Here is a 19,228-nt window from a genome sequence, read left to right on the forward strand (position 1 = left end):
GACGCGGCCTGGATCAACAAACCCGCCGCTCAGGAAGAAGCGCCGAAACTAGCCGCCTAAACTCACGCTGGCCTCATTCACCTTGACAAATTCCGTGCCGCCAGGACTGATCTCTGCGTCTCGTATCGCATGGGATAAAAGACACAGAGGTTTCGAGACACTCGATGGGCGCCCTCTCCGCCAAACGCATTGAAGGCAAGCGCACGGGGTGACGGGTGCGCTCCGCGCCGTGGCGTGATTTCTTCCGGGATGGGCGTGCGATGGAACCAAGATCGGCGTGCGGACATTATTAGGTATGACGGCAGCCCGGGGGATCAACGAGTACGAGGTCTGGGCTCGCGCCGTCGACGGGGATGCGGGGGCGTTCGGGGAGCTGTTTGATAAACACCGCGACCGAGTGTTCGGCCACGCCCTGCGCTCGCTCGCGTCACGCCACGATGCTGAGGATGCCACGGCAATCGTGTTCCTCGAGTTGTGGCGCCATCGACGTAGGGTACGCGTGGTGAATGGCTCGGTTATCGGCTGGTTGCTGGTGACCACAAACAACGTCTGCCGCAACCAGGCCCGTTCGGCGAGGCGCTACCGCCTGGCCCTGGCGAAACTCTCGCCAGAAGCGGCGAGCCCAGACCTGTCCGACGACCTGTCGCTCGAAATGGACCGCGCCCGAAATGCGCCGGGCGTGCGGGAGGTCTTCAATCAGCTGAGTGCGCGGGATCAGAACATCCTTACGCTCTGCGTGCTGGAGGACCTGACCACCGCAGAGGCAGCCCTGGCTCTGCGCATCCCTATCGGAACGGTGAAGTCTCGGTTGCACCGAGCAAAGAAGAGAATGGCCGAGTTGATGATGCAGTCCGCACCAGACGCGAGAGAACAGTGGAGTCTGTCATGAGCCAGGACCGAACAGGCCGACCTGATCGACCTTCAGAGTTTGACCCGCGCCGGAGCGATGAGATCCGACGCCTTCTCACCGGCCAGGTGGCGGCGACAGCCAGGCCTCGTAGGGCCCGACTTTCGCGCACAGCGTTCTCGCTCGCTGCTACGGCGGCGCTCCTCTTCGCCGGCGGCATCGGTGCCGGCACAGCGGTGGCCTACGACCAACTTTCCGTGAGCGTGGATGCACAGAACGCAGCCCAATCCGATAGCCCCGCATCCGCAGAGGCTTTGAGCGGCTTCAGCGCCTCTGCCATCGACCTTGTGCCGATTCTTATTGTGGATGGTGAGGTCGGCTACGCACATCGGGACGCCCTCGAATCGGCCAACACGCTTGCGGAGTCCCACCTGTCGGGATCCGCCAGCGCCGATTCCGAAGCATCCACCACTCTTGTGCCGATTTATCTCGCGGATGGTGTCACCTTGGTGGGCTCTTTCGACCCTGCCGCACTGATCTATCCGTAGCCTCTCTGCCGGCGGCGTCCATACTTCTGATCGGAAGCCCAGTTGGCCGTTCCGTTGCCCAAGACACGCGGTAATAACCCACGCGGGACACCCAGATTAAGTCGGATTGAAACCCATTGATGCGCTGCGGACATTTCTAGGTGAAAGCAGCAACCCACTGATCAGAGTGCGGCAGATCGAGGCGACGCCACTCGCCACGTCGGCGCGGAGCATGCCCACATCACCACAAAGGGGAGAAGAGTGAAAAAGATCGCGTCCTGTTTCATCGGTCTTGGACTGACGGCTCTGGCATTGTCCGGGTGCGCGGCAGCTTCCGCTGAGGGCGTTGAGCCCACCACAGCCTCGCCTGCCGACTCGCTCACGCCCGCCGAAGTCGGAATTACAGCCGTACCGAACGAAGAATTCTCGTCGGCTGTGGGTCCGGTCTTGGAGTCGTTTCCAAACGACTACGCCATCTTCTACTTCGACAGCGAACACAAACCCGTCATCGGTTTCACTAGTGATGCGGTACCCGCGGTTCTAGATGCGGTCAACTCGACAGGGCAGCCGGCGCGGATCATCGAGGACGCCGGGTTCACTGATACTGAATACAACGCGACAGCCGAACAGCTTGTCGCTGACCTGCAAGCGACGTGGCCCAAAGAAGTTCCATTCCCGATGGTCGGTGCGCGACCAGACTTTGGTGCCGGCGTGATTGGTGTCACCCGAATTGTCGATGAGGGCAGCTCGGATGCGACCCGGTTGATCGAAGAGTCGACCAGGTTGATCGAAGAGGCAGATGTCGGGTCACCGTTCTCGATTCAGATCGATAAGAACGTACTCGGGCCAGGCAAAGCCGGCCACGGCGGTTGACCGCTAGGGATCGTCCAGCAGACCTGGGACTCTTGCGCTCTGGCAGCGTTCTGTGACGCTTTTTGGCGCATCGAACTGATTGCGCGCGCCGGTCCAGAGCGGCGTCAGCGCCTTTCATACCATGGCTTACGAGGCACTTGGGATACGCGACGCTTGCACTGCGCGCCACACTCGGTCCCAAAAGGGCACATCACGCCAAAAGGCGAGTAGGTCTGTGGGAGGCTGGCTCCCATGGGGACCTTAAGCCAGCGACAGACAACCACTTGCAACCCCGGAGCGGTCCTCACGAACCGACAAATCCGCAACGCCAACCGACTCATCGAAGCCGGAGAACCAACGGCGCAGGTCGCACGCGACTTCGGTATGTCCCGCGCCACGTTCTAACGCCGTGCCCGCGCCCTGGGGTTGATGCAAGATCAATCCGGTGACGAGACCTCGGTAAGTGACGGTGCTCGGTAACGAGTACAGAGCGCGGAGGTGGAGTCGACGCAACGAGGAGCAATCCGCTCCTACCCGACGGGGAATGGAACGGAGTCGTCGCAACAGTTTCATGGACTGCCGCGGGATGAACTCCCGGAAGTGGCATGCCGTTTGTCCGAACTAGATGGCAGAAGTCCGAAGTAGCGTGTCACGTGACAAATGTGCCCCCAGGCAGATTCGAACTGCCGCCCCTGCCTCCGGAGGGCAGTGCTCTATCCCCTGAGCTATGGGGGCCCAGGAACCTCTAGGTTAGCATCCCTGGGCCGACGTCTTTGCGCCGATTGGTGCGCCGGCTGCTGGGCGGGTGACGAACAGGCGCAGCTGGACAGAGCGGTTAGAACGGGGGAGGCTCTTCGCCGCTGCGTCGAGACGCGGAGGCCGACCGCTTGGCTGGGGCCGGCAGCTGTGGTTCCGGTGGCGTCGGTGGCGTGGCCGCCGAGTTGCTGGGGCCGAGTGGCTGGCTGTCGTAGGTCGTGGGGTCGTAAGTGGTGGGGTCGTAGCTGGTGGGGTCGGTGTGGGTGGGCGCTGAGGTGTAGGTCTTGCCGGCGGGGGTGGTCCAGGTGAGGGCGCCGCCGGGGCCTTGGCGGGTGCTGAAGCTGGATTGGTGTTTGAGGCGGTGGCAGGCCTTGCAGAGGTGGACGAGGTTGTCGACGTCGGTGGGGCCGCCGGTTCACCAGGGTCGGGTGTGGTCGATTTCGCTGAGGGTGGCTCGCCGGTTGCAGCCGATGCCCTGGCAGGTGTGGTCGCGGGCGTCGAGGTAGCGGCGCATGTCGGCGGGTGGGTTGTAGGTGTTGCGGCCCATGCTCAGGCGACAGCCGGTTTCGGGGTGGGTGAGGATGCGGGACCAGCTGGTTGCCGTGCCCGCGATCCGGCGGGCCGTCTCGGGGTCGATGGGGCCGTAGCCGTCGAGGATGGCGGGTTCGTCGCTTCTCCCCAGCAGGGTCAGGGCCGGCACCGTGATGCTGACCGTGCCGCGGATGCCGTGGCCGAGGCCACTGGGCCCGACACCGTCCAGGAGCAGGTCGCGGTACGCGTCCGCGCGGCGCTGGTCCTTGCTGCGGCAGGGGACGGCCGCATCGATGACGGGGGAGTCGGAGCCGGGCGCCGGGGCGGCGTCAGCGTCGAGGTCGAGTTTGAGGTCGAGGTCGGTGGCGAAGTGGCTGAGCCGGTCATAGATCGCTTGGGCGTCTTCGGCTTTGAGGTAGGCGTTCAACCACGCCATCCCGTCGGCGTCCGGGCTGAGCACCACCCGGCGCTTGACGAAGCCGGTGTCGGCACGGTCCGGCAACGGCACCGGGTGCATCCGCTCCAGGATCCGGCCGGCGACGCGGACGAACTGGGTCGAGGTCAGTTTCTCCGCCGCGGGCAGGACTTTGGCTTCGAACGCACCCAGGATCTCTTCGGGGACGCCGTCGGTGAGGGTGAGCATCTTCACCGCGTGACCCCAGGTGATGGTGCCGCGGCTCAGGGCCTGGTGGAAGCCGGGCAGTTGGCCGGTGAGGCGGGCGGCGTCGAAGATCATCATGCCCGCCGTGGTGGCCGTCAGCCGCAACGCCCCGGCCGCCTCGGCGGCCATACTGCGGCGGGCGAACTCCTCGTCATCCCAAGCCGGACCGTGCGCGCCGGTATCGGGGTCGTTCCGGCCGGACTCGACAGGGTCCCCGCCCAGCCCCTTGATGATGCGCCGCTGGTGGCCGAGCCGGTCCAGCTCGGTCAGCAGCCGGCTGCGCTCGGCGTAACCGGCCGCGATGACTTTCTCGTTCTCGATCAGCGGGTCGATGACCGCGCTGATCGCCGCCGCGACAGGATCCACCGCGGGGTCCGCAGGGTCATCGGGGGTGTGATCGGGAGTGGCAGCTGAGGTGGCCATAGGGACAGTGAAGCACCCAGCACCAACACACCCCGGCCCAGAAACCAAGCTGTGGAGAGGTCGCAAAAGTCCGCCCTGTGGAGGAGGGGCGAACGACCGAACAGCCCTACAAGTTACCGAGAACCGTGCTCATGACGCGCTCGGCGTCGCCGGGCTCGATCATGGCGGGGGAGGAGACGGCCACCCAGTACCCACCGGTGAAGACCTGAGCGGTCCCGGTACCGGCACTGAAGTAGCCCTCCACGTCGGGAGCGCTGCCGTAGGTCGGCACGACCTCGCCGCCGGCCAGGGCCGCATCCTTCAAGGTATTGGCGAGCGCCTCGTTCGGCATCGCAACTGATACCTCGATGACCTCGCCGCTGGAATTGTTGATCCAGCCGCAGGCGATGCCGTTATAGGTGGTCGCGGTCACGGCCGTGTCACTCGACGCTGAATAGCCCGGGTCGACACTCACATTGGGGTTGAGCTCGTAGACGTCGTCCGCCGTGAGGACCTGGTCGCAGCTCTTGTCCACGGCGGTGCCTTCGGCTGCGGGCGCAGGGGTGGCCGTCGCCGTGGGTTCCGCCGTGGCGGTGGGCTCCGACGTGGCCGTGCTGGTCGGCTTTGCCGTGGCTGACGCGGTGGGCTCCGTGTCGCCCGCCGGTGCGCATCCGGCCAGGGCGATCAGAGCGAGCGAAGCGCCGGTGAGGGCGAGTGCGGCGCGCAGTCGGCGGCCGGTGGCGAAGGAGGACGAGCTGGAGTGGGTCACTCGTTGACCTTACCAACCGGGACGGCGGGTAAGCTTGTTCGCCGTGACCCCTGCCGAACTCTCCCAGTCCCTGCTCGACCTCGTCAACTCCCTGGTCGAGCGCCGACGAGGCGAAGGGGCGGAGATCGCAGATCTCGGTCTGGTCGCAGCCGACATGTCGCTGGAGCGCCCGCGCAACCGCGACCACGGCGACTGGGCCTCGAGCGTCTCGATGAAGATCGCCAAGCCGCTGGGCACCAACCCGCGCGCCGTGGCCGCCGAACTCGCCGCCGGCCTCGAAGCCATGCCAGAGGTCGCCTCCGTGGAGATCGCCGGGCCCGGCTTCATCAACATCCGCCTCGAGGCATCCGCCGCCGGCGCCCTCGCGCAGACCATCGTCAACGCCGGCCCGGTCTACGGCACCGGCCACCTGTACGACGGCATCAAGATCAACCTCGAGTTCGTCTCGGCCAACCCCACCGGCCCCATCCACATGGGTGGCGTGCGCTGGGCAGCCGTCGGCGACAGCCTCGCCCGCGTGCTGATCGCCGAGGGTGCGGATGTGACGCGCGAGTATTACTTCAACGACCACGGCTCGCAGATCGACAGGTTCGCCCGCAGCGTGTTGGCCGCATACCTGGGTGAGCCCACCCCCGAAGACGGCTACGGCGGAGCGTACATCGGTGACATCGCCGACAAGGTCGTCGAGATCTACGAGGGTGACATCGCCGTCCTGCCCCGCGATGAACAGCAGGAGATCTTCCGCTCCATCGGCGTGGACCTCATGTTCACCGAGATCAAGGAGAAGCTGCACGGCTTCGGGGTCGACTTCGACGTGTTCTTCCACGAAGACTCCCTGCACGAATCCGGCGCCGTCAACCGCGCCATCGAGCGCCTGCGCGAACTCGGCCACATCTTCGAGGAGGATGGCGCCATCTGGCTGCGCACCACCACCTTCGGCGACGACCGCGACCGTGTCATCATCCGCTCGAACGGTGAACCGGCCTACATCTCCGGCGACCTGGGCTACTACCTCGACAAGCGCGAGCGCGGCTTCGACCAGAACCTGATCATGCTCGGCGCCGACCACCACGGCTACATCGGCCGCATGATGGCCATGGTCGAGGCGTTCGGCGACGTGCCCGGCGTGAACCTGCAGATCCTCATCGGCCAGATGGTCAACCTGCTCAAGGGCGGCGAGCCCGTGCGGATGTCCAAGCGCAACGGCACCATCGTCACCCTCGACGACCTCGTCGACGCGGTGGGCGTGGACGCCGGCCGTTACTCGCTGGTGCGCTCCTCGAGCGACTCCCAGCTGGACATCGACCTGGACCTGCTCGGCAAGCGCACCAACGAGAACCCGGTCTTCTACGTGCAGTACGCGCACGCCCGCACCTGCTCCGTCGGCCGCAATGCCGCCGATTCCGGCGTGGACCGCAGTGCGTTCGCCCCCGAACTGCTCACCCACGACAGCGAGTCCGCGCTTCTCGGTGTGCTGCAGGAGTACCCGCGCGTGGTGGCCCAGGCCGCCGAACTGCGCGAGCCCCACCGCGTGGCCCGCTACATCGAAGAGGTCGCCGGCTACTACCACCGCTGGTACGACAACTGCCGGGTCATCCCGCTCGGCGACGAGCCGGTCACCGATCTGCACCGCACCCGGCTGTGGCTGAATGACGCCACCGGCCAGGTCATCCGCAACGGCCTGGGTCTGCTCGGCGTCTCGGCGCCGGAGCGCATGTAGGTCGGAGCGCTCCTTCGTGACGAGCTCGACACTGCCCAAACGCCGCCGGCCCGCTCGCCGGCTGCTGGTGACGTTGGTGGTGTTGCTTGCGCTGGTGGGCATCTTCTTCGCCGCCGACGCGGGCCTCCGCGGCTATGCGCAAGACCGCATCGCCAGCGAGATCGATGCCGGCCTGCCCGCCGGTGTCGCCGGCGATGTCGAGGCGGCGATCGGCGGCACCTCGGTGATCGTGCAGTACCTCACCGGCAGTTTCGAACGTGTGGTGCTCACCGCGCCGACCCTGACCGTCAACGACGTGCCGGCATCCGTCTCGATCGTCGCCACCGGCGTGCCCACCGACACGACCCAGCCCATCGACCATGTCAACGGCACCATCGACCTCGACCAGGCCGCCCTCAACACTTTGCTGCAGTCCGCACTGGCCGAAGCGGATGCCGCCCCTGCCGCGCGCAACGCGGAACTCGAGCTCGGTACCGACCAGGTCACCTACACCGGCGAGCTGAGCGTGTTCGGCCTGGCCGTCGGCTACCAGGCCACCGCGACCCCCAGCGTCACGGACGACTCACTCGTGCTCACCCCGACCGACGCGCGGGTGACCTCCGGTGCCGGTGGCCTGGACGTGAGCGGACTGCTGGACCTGGTGCTCGGCAACGAGCCGATCAGCGTGTGCCTGGCCGGTTACCTGCCGCAGGGCGTCACACTCAGCGATGTGCAGACCACAGCGGAGCGCGCACGCATTACGCTGGAGTCGAGCACATTGACGCTCACCGAACAGTCGCTCACCACCCTGGGCAGCTGTTCCACCGCTTGATTCGGCGCGCGCAACTCGCAGTCGCTAGAATTCCGGTAGATTCCCGCGCCTCTTTCGGCGCGTCTCTTCGCTGGCTTCAGGGACCAATCCGGGTTCGCTCGCCACTTCGTGAGACACCCACTTGACTCCTGTGAGGTTTTCACCCGTGGCCCATAATCCACTCGCCCCCGAGTGGCTCAGCTCTCCAGCTGATGCCAACACGCTCGCCGACGGCCTCTGGCCCTCCTCCGCGCACCGCTCCGACGCCGGCGCGATCACGATCGGCGGCGTCAGCGCCCCCGAGCTGGCGGCCGAATTCGGCACCCCGCTGTACGTGATCGACGAGACGGATGCCCGCACCCGCGCCGCGGAGCTGCGCGCCGCGTTCGACACCGAGTTCGCCCGCATCGGCACCACCGTCAAGGTGTACTACGCCGCCAAGGCGTTTCTCTCTACCGAGGTCGCCCGCTGGATGGTGGACGCCGGCCTGAACATCGACGTCTGCAGCGGCGGCGAACTCGCCGTTGCCCTGGCCGCCGGTGTTGAACCCGGCCGGATCGGCTTCCACGGCAACAACAAGTCGCACGCCGAGATCGACGACGCCACCCGCCTGGGTGTGGGCACCATCATCATCGACAGCCCGGTCGAGATAAACAGGGTCGCCGCGGCCGCCGCCCGGCACGGGGTCGTGCAGAACGTGCGCCTCCGCGTGAACAGCGGCGTGCACGCGCACACCCACGAATTCCTGGCCACCTCGCACGAAGACCAGAAGTTCGGTGTGGTCTTCGAGGACGCCCCGGCCCTGGTCGCGGCGATCCGCGCCGAACCGAGCCTGAACTTCCTCGGCCTGCACTGCCACATCGGCTCACAGATCTTCGGCGTCGACGGCTTCGCCGAGTCGGCGTCGCGCCTGCTCAGCCTGCACGCCGAGCTGCTGACCGACGGCCCGGTCCCCGAGCTCAACCTCGGCGGCGGCTTCGGCATCGCCTACACGAGCACCGACGATCCCAGCCCGATCGCCGACCTGGCCGCCGGTCTGGCCGACATCGTCGCCGCCGAATGCGCGCGCCGCGGCATCGCGGTGCCGGTGATCGCCATCGAACCGGGCCGGGTCGTCATCGGACCGGCCGGCGTGACCCTCTACGAGGTGGGTACCACCAAGCCCGTGCGCATCGGCGAGAACACCCGGCTCTACGTGAGCATCGACGGCGGCATGAGCGACAACGCCCGCCCCGCGCTCTACGGCGCCGAGTTCTCGGTGCGGCTCGCCGACCGGGTGTCGGATGCCGAGCCCGCGCTGGTACGCATCGCCGGCAAGCACTGCGAAAGCGGCGACATCGTCGTCGACGCCGACTACCTGCCCGGGGATGTGGCGCCGGGAGATCTGGTGATGGTGCCCGCGACCGGAGCGTACTGCTGGTCGTTGGCCAGCAACTACAACTATCTGGGGCGGCCGGCCGTTGTGGCCGTCGTAGACGGAAAGGCCAGGGTCATCGTGCGCGGGGAGACGATTGACGACTTACTGGCGCGGGACGCAGGTCTAGCGAGGTCGACTCACAAGGTCACGACACGCTCGACCAACGGAACTGGGGCGACAAGCTCGACCAATCAAATGAAGGAAACTACCCGATGATCGAATACCGCAATCTGCGTGTCGCCCTGCTCGGCGGTGGTTCGGTCGGTGCCCAGGTGGCCCGCCTGCTGCTCGAGCACCGCGACGAGCTCGCCAACCGGGTGGGCGCGAGCCTCGAACTCGTCGGCATCCTGGTGCGCGATCTCGACGCCCCACGCACCGTCGACCTGCCCCGTGAGCTGTTCACCACCGACGCGGACTCGCTGATCCTCGGCGCCGACATCGTCATCGAGCTGATGGGCGGCATCGAGCCCGCCCGCGGCTACATCCTCACGGCGATCAACTCCGGCGCCGACGTCGTCACCGCCAACAAGGCGTTGCTCGCCCAGCACGGTGCCGAGCTGTTCGAAGCCGCCGACCAGGTGGGTGCCCAGCTCAACTATGAAGCCGCCGTCGCCGGCGCCATCCCCATCGTGCGGCCGCTGCGAGACAGCCTCGCCGGTGACACCGTCAACCGGATTCTCGGCATCGTGAACGGCACCACCAACTTCATCCTCGACCGGATGGATGTGGCCGGCGACAGCCTCGAAGAAGCCCTGGCCACCGCGACCGAACTCGGCTACGCCGAAGCCGACCCCACCGCCGACATCGAAGGTTACGACGCCGCGCAGAAGGCTGCCCTGCTGGCCAGCCTGGCGTTCCACACCAACGTGCCCCTCGAGAAGGTCTACCGGGAGGGCATCACCCGGGTCACCCCGCAGCAGATGGAGTCGGCACGGAAGGCCGGCTACGTCGTGAAGCTGCTCGCGATCTGCGAACGCCTCACCGACCCGGAGACCGGCGAACAGGGTGTCTCTGCCCGCGTCTACCCGGCCATGGTGCACCGCGGCCACCCGCTCGCTTCCGTGCACGGCGCGAACAACGCCGTCTTCGTCGAGGCCGAGGCCGCCGGCCCGCTGATGTTCTACGGCGCCGGGGCCGGGGGAGTGCAGACCGCATCTGCCGTGCTCGGCGACCTCGTCTCCGTCGCCCGCCGCCACGTGATGGGCGGCCCGGGCTACGCGGCCTCCAGCCACGCCGACCTGCCGGTGCTCGACATCGGCAAGGTCACCACCCGATACGCCGTCACCCTCGAGGTGACGGATGAGCCCGGCGTGCTCGCCACGATCGCCGGAGTGTTCAGCAAAAACCACGTCTCGCTCGCGCAAGTCGAACAGTCGATGACGCTCGAGCAGCCCGGAACCGCCAGTCACGAGCCCGTGTCGGGCACAGCTACCCTAGTCATTGGAACGCACGAGGCCACGGAGGCTGCGCTTGCCGCGACCGTGAACGACCTTGCCGCGAACAGTGTCGTCACCAATGTCGCATCCGTTTTGAGAGTTGAAGGAGTCTGATGTCCAGCGAACGAGAGACCGGTCAGCACCAAATGGTCAAGACCCCGTCCCGTCAGTGGCGCGGTGTGCTGCGCGAGTACGCCGACAGGCTGAACGTCAGCGACGCCACCCCGATCATCACGCTCGGCGAAGGCGGCACCCCGCTGATCCCCGCCGCCGCGCTCTCCGCGCGCACCGGCGCCAAGGTCTGGGTCAAGTACGAGGGCATGAACCCCACCGGGTCGTTCAAGGACCGCGGCATGACGATGGCCATCTCCAAGGCCGTCGAAGACGGCGCCAAGGCCGTCATCTGCGCCTCCACCGGCAACACCTCGGCGTCGGCCGCCGCCTACGCCACCCACGCCGGCATCAAGGCTGTCGTGCTGGTGCCGGAGGGCAAGATCGCCATGGGCAAGCTCAGCCAGGCCATCGCGCACAACGCGCAGCTGCTGCAGGTGCAGGGCAACTTCGACGACTGCCTCGACATCGCCCGCGACCTCGCCAAGAACTACCCCGTGCACCTGGTCAACTCGGTCAACCCCGACCGCATCGAGGGCCAGAAGACTGCCGCGTTCGAGGTCGTCGAGGTCCTCGAAGACGCCCCGGACATCCACATCGTCCCGGTCGGCAACGCCGGCAACTACACCGCCTACTTCCGCGGCTACAGCGAAGAACTCGCTCGCGGCGCCACCACCAAACTGCCCCGGATGTTCGGATTCCAGGCCGCGGGCAGCGCCCCGATCGTGCTCGGTCACCGCGTGGAGCACCCGGAGACCATCGCCAGCGCCATCCGCATCGGCAACCCGGCCTCGTGGGACCTCGCCCTGAACGCCCGCGAGGTCAGCGACGGCTACTTCGGCGCGATCAGCGACGAGAAGATCCTCGAGGCGTACCGCATCCTCTCCGCCGAGGTGGGCATCTTCGTGGAGCCGGCCTCCGCGATCAGCGTCGCCGGCCTGCTCGAACGTGCCGACGCCGGCCAGATCCCCCAGGGCGCCACCGTGGTCCTCACCGTCACCGGCCACGGCCTGAAGGACCCGCAGTGGGCACTTCGCACCGCGGACGGCAGCGACGTGAAGCCCACGATCGTTCCCGTCGACACCGTCGCCATCGCCGAGCTGCTGGGTCTGGGCCAGAAATGACCACGGCGCTCCCCGTCGTGGGACGCAATGCGCTGGCGGGCCGTTCGGTCGTCGTGAAGGTTCCGGCCACCACCGCGAACCTCGGCCCTGGCTTCGACACCCTCGGCCTGGCCCTGGCGCACTACGACCACCTGCAGGTCGAGGTGACCGACGAGTCCGGCGTGTTCGTCGAGGTGCACGGCGTCGGCGCCGGGGAGGTGCCCACCGACGAGTCCAACCTCGTGGTGCGCGCCATCGCACACACCTTCGCCGCCTACGGGATCCCGTTGCCGGGGCTCAAGTTGGTCGCCGAGAACGTGATCCCGCACGGGCGTGGCATGGGGTCATCCGGTGCCGCCATCGTTTCGGGCATCATGGCCGCCAAGGGCCTGCTCGAGGGCATCGTGGAGATCGACTCAGACGCGCTGCTCGTGCTGGCCACCGAGATGGAGGGGCACCCGGACAACGTGGCGCCCGCCCTGTTCGGCGGCCTGACCATCGCCTGGATGACGCCGGAGGGCCCCAAGCACAAGAAGCTGATGGTGCATCGCGGCGTCTCGCCGATGGTCTTCGTGCCCGTGCACGCCATGTCCACCGCTCTGGCCCGCAGCCTGCAGCCGGAGTCGGTGCCGCACGAGGACGCCGTCTTCAACCTGTCGCGTTCGGCGCTGCTTATCGCCGCGCTCATTCAGAGCCCGGAGCTGCTGCTCGCCGCAACCGAGGACAAGCTGCACCAGAGCTATCGGGCCGCGGCGATGCCGGAGACCAACCGTCTGATCACCCTGTTGCGCGAGCACGGTTTCGCGGCCGTCGTCTCCGGCGCCGGCCCGTCGATCCTGGTCCTGGCCAGCGACCCCGGCCAGCGCCTGGTGGCCGCCGACCTGGTGGCCCGGACGAGCGAGACGCCCTGGGAGACGTTGATGCTGGCCGTCGACTTCAAGGGTGCCACGGTCATCCGCACCGACGCCTAGCCTTCGGCCGAGACCAGAGCCCCTTCCCGCCTGGCGGGAAGGGGCTCTTCTCGCGTGTCGGCGCACGCGCTCTGCCGACCGAACCTGCTAGAGTGGTTGCGCACCCGATAGAAACCGCCACCGCGGATCTGTTCTCTGGTGTATTCCCTGTAACTCACTGCTATCGCGTTTTTGTGCGTGGCTGTGTGTGTTCACTCCAATCCGCCACTGTGTGGGACTGGATCACCCGCAGCCCACCGGCGCTGCAACATCTTCTCTGGCCAATTCGTAAGAGCCAGGGGGAAGGATAAAACTTCGTGACCAACGTCAATCTCCACGCCAACGGTGTGGACATCTCACGCCTGACCACCCTTCGCGTCGCCGAGCTTCAGGCTCTGGCGGGCGAACTGGGTATCCAGGGCGCATCCAAACTTCGTAAAGGAGAGCTCGTGGACGCAATCACCGCGAACCAGTCCCACACGACCGAGTCGGCTGCAGCCACCGACGCCGTCATCGACACCGCCGTCACTGACGCACCCGCGCAGGCTGCCCCGGTAGAGGCCGCCGCTGTCGTCACCGACGCCCCCGCCGAAACCGCGCCCAAGAAGCGGGTCTCCCGCCGGGTGAGCACCGCCACGTCGGCTCCCGCCGTCGCCCACGTCAACGCCGACGGAGACCTGGGCCTCGGCCTGATCGTCCCGGAGACCGCGAAGACCCGCAAGACCACGGCCCCCACCACGTACGCCGGAGCCACCGACAACATCGTCGCCGACGCACCCGTCGTGGAGAAGCCGGTCCGCCAGGCCCGCAAGCGCGCCAGCACCGCCACCATCACCGAGGCCGCCATCGCCGAGGCCGTCGCAACCGCGAACGCCGCCGAGGCCGCTGCTCCGGTTGTAGAGACCGCCGCCGCCGCCCCGGCCGCAGAGCCCGCCACCGAGACGCAGGCCGGTTCCGGCCGCAACCGTCGCGGCAACGGTCGCAACGAGAACCGCAACGAATCGCGCAACGGCGGACGCAATGGCGGCAACAACCGCAACAACAACAGCGCCGCCACCGCCCGCAACGCCTTCGATGCACGCAGCATGATCGACGCCCAGAACGCCGAAGACGGCTACGAGGCTCCTGAAGAACTCGAAGCCGCACCGGCCGCGACCGACTCGGCCGACTCCGCCGAGAGCACCGAGTCGCGCATCCAGCGTCCGGAGGGCGTCGTGCGCGTTGAACGCTCCGAGCGTGGCGGACGCCAGCGCAACCAGCGCGGTGCACGCGCCGAGCAGACCGAGCAGGCCGAGCCGACCGAGCAGGTTGAACCGGCCGAGCAGGCCGAACCGACCGAGCAGTCCGACAGCAGCTCCACCGAGCAGTCCGACGAGCAGGCCGAGCAGCCCCGCCAGGGACGCAGCCGCAACCGCAGCCGCGGCGGCGACCGCAACCAGCAGGGCGACCGCAACCAGGGCGACCGTGGCCAGGCTGACCGTGCCCAGGCTGACCGTGCCCCGCAGGCGTCGGATGACCGTGGCGCCGAGCGTGGCGACGACCGCCAGCAGAACCAGCGCCAGGCCGGCAACCGCGGCCAGGACCGGCAGCAGCAGGATCGCCAGCAGCAGGACCGCCAGGGCGACCGTCAGCAGAGCGATCGCGCCCAGCAGGAACGTCAGGGCCAGGACCGTAGCCAGGGCCTGGACCGCAACTCCGGCCCGGAGGACGAGCTGAACGGTCGCAACAACCGCAGCCGTTTCCGTGACCGCAAGCGTCGCGGCGCCACCGCCAACGACGACTTCGAGCCCGAACTGACCGACGATGACGTGCTCATCCCGGTCGCCGGCATCCTCGACGTGCTCGACAACTACGCCTTCGTGCGCACCTCCGGCTACCTGCCGGGTGCCAGCGACGTCTACGTCTCGCTCGGCCAGGTCAAGAAGTACAACCTGCGCAAGGGTGACGCCGTCGTCGGCTCGATCCGTCAGCCGCACGAGGGTGACCAGAACGGTCGCCAGAAGTACAACGCGATCGTCAAGGTCGACTCCATCAACGGCCTGACCGTCGAGGAAGCCGCCAGCCGCGTCGAGTTCCAGAAGCTCACCCCGCTATACCCGCAGGAGCGTCTGCGCCTCGAGACCGAGCCGGGCAAGCTGACCCAGCGCATCATCGACCTCGTCGCCCCGATCGGTAAGGGCCAGCGCGGCCTGATCGTCGCGCCGCCCAAGGCCGGCAAGACCATCGTCATGCAGCAGATCGCCAACGCCATCGCCACGAACAACCCCGAGGTCCACCTCATGGTCGTCCTGGTCGACGAGCGCCCCGAAGAGGTCACCGACATGCAGCGCACGGTGAAGGGTGAGGTCATCGCCTCCACCTTCGACCGTCCCGCCGAGGACCACACCACGGTCGCCGAACTGGCCATCGAGCGCGCCAAGCGTCTCGTCGAGCTGGGCCACGACGTCGTCGTGCTGCTCGACTCGATCACCCGTCTGGGCCGTGCCTACAACCTGACCGCCCCGCCGAGCGGCCGGATCCTCTCCGGCGGTGTCGACGCATCCGCGCTGTACCCGCCCAAGCGTTTCTTCGGCGCTGCCCGCAACATCGAGAACGGTGGCTCGCTCACCATCCTCGCCTCCGCACTGGTGGAGACTGGGTCCAAGATGGACGAGGTCATCTTCGAGGAGTTCAAGGGCACCGGCAACATGGAGCTGCGCCTGTCGCGCCACCTGGCCGACAAGCGGATCTTCCCGGCCGTCGACGTCAACGCATCCGGCACCCGCCGCGAAGAAATGCTGATGAGCGCCGATGAGGTCAAGATCACCTGGAAGCTGCGCCGTGCGCTGGCCGGACTCGAGCAGCAGCAGGCTCTCGAGGTCATCCTGGGCCGGCTGAAGGAGACCTCGTCCAACGTCGAGTTCCTGATGCAGGTTCAGAAGTCGATGCCGACCCCGAACGGGTCAGACAAGGATCACTGATGTTCGAGTCTGTCCTGACTCTGCAGGCTGAGCACGACGAACTGCAGTCCCAGTTGGCGGACCCGGAATTGCACGCGAATCCGGCCCGTTCCAAAAAGGTCAACCGTCGTTACGCCGAACTCAGCCGCATCATCGCGGCGTGGAACGAGTGGAAAGAGATTGGCGACAATCTCGAGGCCGCTCGGGAACTCGCCGACGAGGATGAATCGTTCGCCGACGAGATCCCCGGTCTCACCGACCAGCTGGAGGAGGCAGCCGAAAAGCTGCGCCGCCTGCTGATCCCGCGTGACCCGCTGGATGCCCGCGACGTGATCATGGAGATCAAGATGGGGGAGGGCGGTGCGGAATCCGCACTGTTCGCCGCCGATCTCCTGCGCATGTACCTGCACTACGCGGAGTCCAAGCGTTGGAAAACCGAGATCATCGAGCAGACCACCAGCGACCTCGGCGGAATCAAGGACATCCAGTTGGCCATCAAGGGCAACTCGGCCGACCCCGCCGAGGGTGTTTGGGCGCACCTGAAGTACGAGGGTGGTGTGCACCGCGTTCAGCGGGTGCCGGCCACCGAGTCGCAGGGACGCATCCACACCTCGGCGGCGGGCGTTCTCGTCTTCCCCGAGGTCGATGAGCCCGAAGAGGTCGAGCTGCACCCCAACGACCTCAAGATCGACGTCTATCGTTCCAGCGGCCCCGGCGGCCAGTCGGTGAACACCACCGACTCCGCCGTGCGCATCACCCACCTTCCCACCGGGATCGTAGTGGCCATGCAGAACGAGAAGAGCCAGCTGCAGAACAAGGAAGCGGGTATGCGGGTCCTCCGCGCCCGCGTCCTCGCCCGGCAGCAGGAAGAGATCGACGAGGCCGCCTCTCTGGTGCGCAAGGGCCAGATCCGCACCATGGACCGGTCAGAGCGCATCCGCACGTACAACTTCCCGGAGAACCGCATCGCGGATCACCGCACCGGGTACAAGGCTTACAACCTGGACACCGTGATGAACGGCGCCCTGGATGCCGTCATCGACTCGTGCATCACCGCGGACGAGGCCACCCGCCTCGCCGAGATCGGCGACCACGACTAGCACCTGCTTCGCCAGAAAGGGCGCCCCGGCTTCGGCCGGGGCGCCCTTTTTTGTGGCCCGCCGCCCTCGGAAAGCGGTGCGGTCGGGGAGCGCTAGGATCTCAATCATGCCTGGGCCGACCTTTGTCACTACCGACCCGGGTTCAGCCGCTGCCGCCGCCATGTTGTGGGCCTACTACGACGACATCGTCGGCCGTTATTGGGGGCGGCTCGCGCTGCCCGCTGAGGTCGAGTCCGCGATGGCGGATGAGCCGAGCCACGACCTGCAGGGCGACACCGGTCTGCTCGTGCTCGGGATGCTGGACCGCGTTCCGGTCGCGTGCGGCGGTGTGCGGTTCGTCGGCGCCGGCATCGGCGAGCTGACTCGCGTCTACGTGACGGCACAGGCGCGGGGGACCGGCACCGGGGCCGCGCTCCTCGATCATCTGAGCGAGCTGGCGGTGGATGCCGGCCTCACCCAACTTCGGCTCACGGTGCGCACAGACCTCATCGAGGCCCGTCGCCTGTATGCCAGAGCCGGCTTCGCGGAGGTCGCCCCGTTCAACACCGAACCCTACGCCGAGCACTGGTTCGCGAAAGACCTGCGCTGACCGCTGCCTAGGTGAGCAGGTCGGCGTGGTGGATGGCCGCGACGTCCGGGTGCGCGCGCATCCGGCTCTTCAACGAGTTCTCGCCGTAGGTGGTGAAGATCGGGTTCTCCGGGTCCACGGTGATGCCGGGGGCGTGCAGTTCCTCCGGCAGGGTGAGCACCGGGATGGTGGCATCCAGAGCCGGGCTGTAGAAGAACGGGATCGAGATGCGGTCGTCGCCGATCAGCGGCGAGATCACCCTGTGCACCGTCGCTTTGAGGTAGCCGTCGGTTGCGACCTCGAGCAGTTCGCCGATGTTCACCACGAAGGCGCCGTCGAGCGGGGGAGCGTCGATCCACTCGCCGTCCTTCTCCACCTGCAGTCCGCCCTTGCCCGGCTCGACGAACAGCAGCGTCAGCACGCCGGAGTCCTTGTGGGCGCCGACGCCCTGCCGCGGGGTGGGGTCTGACTTGCCCGGGTAGCGCACGATCTTGATCAGCGTCGACGGCTTCACCGCGAACGCCTCGTCGAAGACGTGCTCGTCGGCTCCGAGGGAGAGGGCCCAGGCCTGCATCAGGCGCAGCGCCACGGCGTTGAGCTCCTCACGCCAGGAGGTCATGACCTCTTCCAGCGCGGGCAGGTTCACGGGCCACTGGTTGGGGCCCTCCAGGCGGAGGTAGTCGGCGCTGTCCGGGGTGAGCTCCAGGGCGGGGCGTTCCGGTCCGATGTCGATCTGCTCGCGCCAGTCCACCTTGCCCTGGGTGAGTTCGCCGCCCACCCGGGTGTAGCCGCGGAAGTGGGGGCTCTGCAGGTTCTCGATGGCCATCTTGTCGTCCTCGGGCAGGTTGAAGAATGCCCGTGAGGTGGTCATCACCCGCTCGATGAGATCGGCCGGCACACCATGCCCGGTGAGGTAGAAGAACCCGTACTCGTGGGTGACTTCGCGCAACTGGGCGCGGAACGCCTCGGCTTCCTGCGCTCCTGCGTCGAGGCGGGACAAGTCAAGGATCGGGAGCTTCGGTGCGGCGGCTGAGGTTGTCATGACAACTATTCTGCCAACAACCAAACGAATTCAGGCCGGTGTTACACCGGATTGCCGAGGTCGAAGATTCTGCGGGTGAACGTCCGCGGAGACGCCCGTGATCGCAGAAACCTGCGATGGGCCGGGTTCAGTTGCCGGATTTAAGCAGGCCGCGCGCTGCCTTGATTTCCTCGGCGGAGCCGTGCTGCGCGCGCGCGGGGATTCCGAGCAGTATCGACCGGGCCGGGGCGTCCTTGGTGACGACGGCGTTGGCACCCACGGTGCTCCATTCGCCCAGCGTGATGGGGCCGAGGATCTTGGCGCCTGCGCCCACGGTGACCCCGTCGTGCAGATGGGGGTGCCGCCGGGCGCCGACAATAACCCCGTGCCGGCTCTTCCCGCCCAGGGTGACCCCGTGGTACAGCATCACGTCGTCCCCGACCACGGCGGTCTCACCGATCACGACGCCCATGCCGTGGTCGATGAACAGGCGCCGGCCGATGGTCGCCCCGGGGTGGATTTCCACGCCCGTGAGGAACCTGGTGAACTGCGACAACAGCCGGGCCGGCAGGCGCAGGCCTGCCAGCCACAGCCGGTGTGTGATCCGGTAGGCCCACACGGCGTGCACGCCGCTGTACGCGAGCACGACCTCTGCCTTGCTGTGCGCGGCAGGGTCGTGCCTCTGCGCCATCGCGATATCCTCGCGAACGCGTGCGAACACTCCCATG

At 67.2% G+C, this 19,228-nt stretch carries 16 protein-coding genes, 1 tRNA gene and 2 pseudogenes; 13 read left to right on the plus strand and 6 right to left on the minus strand.

Annotated features, from left to right (window positions below; genetic code table 11):
* The first annotated feature begins 295 nt into the window (after positions 1-295).
* From RCH12_RS11315 to RCH12_RS11330, 4 genes and pseudogenes are all read left to right on the plus strand, one after another.
* Positions 296-889, plus strand: a complete 594-nt coding sequence (locus RCH12_RS11315; protein ID WP_327016928.1) for an RNA polymerase sigma factor — start codon at positions 296-298, stop codon at positions 887-889.
* Complete coding sequence (locus tag RCH12_RS11320) at positions 886-1,395, plus strand: hypothetical protein (protein ID WP_327016929.1); 510 nt, start codon at positions 886-888, stop codon at positions 1,393-1,395. Before RCH12_RS11315 ends, RCH12_RS11320 begins: the two co-directional genes overlap by 4 nt.
* 240 nt (positions 1,396-1,635) lie before the next feature.
* A complete protein-coding gene (locus RCH12_RS11325; RefSeq protein ID WP_327016930.1) occupies positions 1,636-2,247 on the plus strand; it encodes a hypothetical protein in 612 nt (203 codons plus the stop codon).
* Between the two features lie 285 nt (positions 2,248-2,532).
* Positions 2,533-2,631 (plus strand): annotated as a pseudogene (locus RCH12_RS11330) (helix-turn-helix domain-containing protein); the annotation flags it as partial.
* A 258-nt stretch (positions 2,632-2,889) separates the two neighbouring features.
* Here RCH12_RS11330 and RCH12_RS11335 read toward each other — a convergent pair.
* The 4 genes and pseudogenes from RCH12_RS11335 to RCH12_RS11345 all read right to left on the minus strand — a co-directional run bounded on the left by RCH12_RS11335 (position 2,890) and on the right by RCH12_RS11345 (position 5,345).
* Positions 2,890-2,961 (minus strand) — tRNA-Arg (locus tag RCH12_RS11335).
* A gap of 100 nt (positions 2,962-3,061) precedes the next feature.
* Positions 3,062-3,388: pseudogene (locus RCH12_RS18550) on the minus strand (HNH endonuclease signature motif containing protein); the annotation flags it as partial.
* A gap of 9 nt (positions 3,389-3,397) precedes the next feature.
* Positions 3,398-4,597 (minus strand): DUF222 domain-containing protein, encoded by a 1,200-nt coding sequence (locus RCH12_RS11340; RefSeq protein ID WP_327016931.1) that lies wholly within the window; start codon positions 4,595-4,597, stop codon positions 3,398-3,400.
* Positions 4,598-4,703: 106 nt separating this feature from the next.
* On the minus strand, positions 4,704-5,345 hold the full coding sequence (locus RCH12_RS11345) for an iron ABC transporter ATP-binding protein (protein WP_327016932.1): 642 nt from the start codon (positions 5,343-5,345) through the stop codon (positions 4,704-4,706).
* 43 nt (positions 5,346-5,388) lie between these two features.
* Between RCH12_RS11345 and argS the strand changes: the two genes are divergently transcribed.
* The 9 genes from argS to RCH12_RS11390 all read left to right on the plus strand — a co-directional run bounded on the left by argS (position 5,389) and on the right by RCH12_RS11390 (position 17,500).
* Positions 5,389-7,065: an arginine--tRNA ligase gene (gene argS / locus RCH12_RS11350; RefSeq protein WP_103431210.1), complete on the plus strand. Its 1,677-nt coding sequence runs from the start codon at positions 5,389-5,391 to the stop codon at positions 7,063-7,065.
* Between the two features lie 16 nt (positions 7,066-7,081).
* Positions 7,082-7,876: an LmeA family phospholipid-binding protein gene (locus RCH12_RS11355; protein WP_165787870.1), complete on the plus strand. Its 795-nt coding sequence runs from the start codon at positions 7,082-7,084 to the stop codon at positions 7,874-7,876.
* A gap of 145 nt (positions 7,877-8,021) precedes the next feature.
* Positions 8,022-9,488 carry a diaminopimelate decarboxylase gene (gene lysA / locus RCH12_RS11360; protein WP_103431184.1) on the plus strand — a complete coding sequence of 489 codons (1,467 nt, stop codon included), beginning with the start codon at positions 8,022-8,024 and terminating at the stop codon, positions 9,486-9,488.
* Positions 9,485-10,822: a homoserine dehydrogenase gene (locus RCH12_RS11365; protein ID WP_103459638.1), complete on the plus strand. Its 1,338-nt coding sequence runs from the start codon at positions 9,485-9,487 to the stop codon at positions 10,820-10,822. Before lysA ends, RCH12_RS11365 begins: the two co-directional genes overlap by 4 nt.
* Entirely contained in the window at positions 10,822-11,943 is a 1,122-nt protein-coding gene (gene thrC, locus RCH12_RS11370; protein ID WP_370028224.1) for a threonine synthase, read from the plus strand. The genes RCH12_RS11365 and thrC overlap by 1 nt, the downstream gene beginning before the upstream one ends.
* Positions 11,940-12,893: a homoserine kinase gene (gene thrB / locus RCH12_RS11375; protein WP_103431186.1), complete on the plus strand. Its 954-nt coding sequence runs from the start codon at positions 11,940-11,942 to the stop codon at positions 12,891-12,893. The genes thrC and thrB overlap by 4 nt, the downstream gene beginning before the upstream one ends.
* A gap of 296 nt (positions 12,894-13,189) precedes the next feature.
* Positions 13,190-15,832 carry a transcription termination factor Rho gene (rho, locus tag RCH12_RS11380; protein WP_327016933.1) on the plus strand — a complete coding sequence of 881 codons (2,643 nt, stop codon included), beginning with the start codon at positions 13,190-13,192 and terminating at the stop codon, positions 15,830-15,832.
* Positions 15,832-16,911: a peptide chain release factor 1 gene (gene prfA, locus RCH12_RS11385; protein ID WP_088455438.1), complete on the plus strand. Its 1,080-nt coding sequence runs from the start codon at positions 15,832-15,834 to the stop codon at positions 16,909-16,911. The genes rho and prfA overlap by 1 nt, the downstream gene beginning before the upstream one ends.
* Positions 16,912-17,017: 106 nt before the next feature.
* Complete coding sequence (locus tag RCH12_RS11390) at positions 17,018-17,500, plus strand: GNAT family N-acetyltransferase (protein ID WP_165789061.1); 483 nt, start codon at positions 17,018-17,020, stop codon at positions 17,498-17,500.
* Positions 17,501-17,507: 7 nt separating this feature from the next.
* Here the strand turns inward: RCH12_RS11390 and RCH12_RS11395 are convergent, their stop codons facing one another.
* Positions 17,508-18,521: an isopenicillin N synthase family dioxygenase gene (locus RCH12_RS11395; protein WP_103431189.1), complete on the minus strand. Its 1,014-nt coding sequence runs from the start codon at positions 18,519-18,521 to the stop codon at positions 17,508-17,510.
* Between the two features lie 127 nt (positions 18,522-18,648).
* Positions 18,649-19,227, minus strand: coding sequence for a serine O-acetyltransferase EpsC (gene epsC / locus RCH12_RS11400; RefSeq protein WP_327016934.1), 579 nt, complete (start codon positions 19,225-19,227; stop codon positions 18,649-18,651).
* Between the last annotated feature and the right edge of the window lies 1 nt (position 19,228).

The sequence above is a fragment of the Cryobacterium sp. MP_3.1 genome (assembly GCF_035984795.1).
In the GTDB taxonomy this organism is placed as follows: domain Bacteria; phylum Actinomycetota; class Actinomycetes; order Actinomycetales; family Microbacteriaceae; genus Cryobacterium; species Cryobacterium zongtaii.